This is a genomic window from Brevundimonas sp. KM4 (genome assembly GCF_000964075.1).
In the GTDB taxonomy this organism is placed as follows: domain Bacteria; phylum Pseudomonadota; class Alphaproteobacteria; order Caulobacterales; family Caulobacteraceae; genus Brevundimonas; species Brevundimonas huaxiensis.
On sequence record NZ_JZRG01000060.1, the window covers coordinates 1 to 1,152 of the forward strand.

Below are 1,152 nucleotides of genomic sequence, written 5' to 3' on the forward strand. Positions count from 1 at the left end.
ATGAAAACTCAGGGGCACGTCACCCTCGCCTCCAAGTCCTGATCTCGTGGGTGGAGGAGGGGGCGGATAAAACGCTGCCTTCTCCACGCCCGACTGACTTCCGATCCTTGCCCGGAGGGTCAGCCCCCAAGGGTCGCCCGACCGGTCTGGAGGTTCTGGTTAGGCTCCAAACTGGTGGCGAACGTCACGCGACGACTACATGGTCGTTGAAACGCGATTGGACGGCCGCTGGTCTGGTCGTCGAGGTTTCATTCCCGGTTCAGCCCGTGGCCTCGTCCGCCTGACGGAAGTTCGACCGGCAGAGCGCACGCAACGCATTGGTCAGCGACCGACCCTCAAGCTGCGCCCGGATGCCCGTGAAGCCTTCGCGTTTGAGGGCTGCGGCGATCTCGCGAAGGTCACGGCACGAACCGCTTTCGGCGAGTTGATAGGCACGTTCGAGGCAGGTGGGTCGGCTTGACATAGTGAAGGTCTCGGCAGGGCAAGAAGTCCGTCAGGATGCGGTCTCGGCTCACGTCGTCAAGCGGCGTAGCTTATTTGCATCGACGCTCGCGACGGCCTTCCTAAACCGTCTCCAGAGACCGCTTGATGGTCGTCACAGTGGTCGTGGAGGCCCGGTGAAGTCGGGCTGTGGCGCGGATGCCCTGACCGTCCGCCAACGATTTCCTGATCGCTTCCACACGGTCGTCAGGCATGGGTTTTCGACCGCTCTTCTTGGTCGTGCGACGAAGCCCGGAAAGCACGCGCTCCCTATGGATGGCTCGTTCGAATTCGGCGAAGACGCCCAACATCGAAAACATCATCCGACCAGATGACGTCGAGGTATCGAGGCCCTGCGTGTGAACGTAGAGGTCCACGTTCTTGGTCTGGATATCGCCAAGGAAGTGGATCAGGTCGGGCAAGGATCGGCCAATCCGGCAGACGGAAAAGCACGCGATCAGATCAAAATCCCTGCGTGCCACACCCTTCAGCAGGTTGTCGAAGCCGGGCCTCTTCTCACGCCCCTTGGCCCCCGAGATGCCCTCGTCGAGGAAGGTGGCCACGATCTCCCAGTCCTGCCGCTCCGCGACGGCTCGCAGATCGCGAAGTTGGTTCTCCACGGTCTGGTTTTTGTCAGCCGTCGAGACGCGACAGTAGAGGGCCACGCGCTTG

2 protein-coding genes are annotated in these 1,152 nt (G+C 61.8%); both read right to left on the reverse strand.

The window, feature by feature from the left end; all coding sequences use genetic code 11:
• Nucleotides 1–259: 259 nt before the first annotated feature.
• Nucleotides 260–463, reverse strand: a complete 204-nt coding sequence (locus VH88_RS15285; protein ID WP_045812016.1) for a hypothetical protein — start codon at nt 461–463, stop codon at nt 260–262.
• A gap of 100 nt (nt 464–563) precedes the next feature.
• Nucleotides 564–1,152 (reverse strand): recombinase family protein (locus tag VH88_RS15290; protein ID WP_197071112.1); only part of this gene is annotated, 589 nt, incomplete at its 5' end.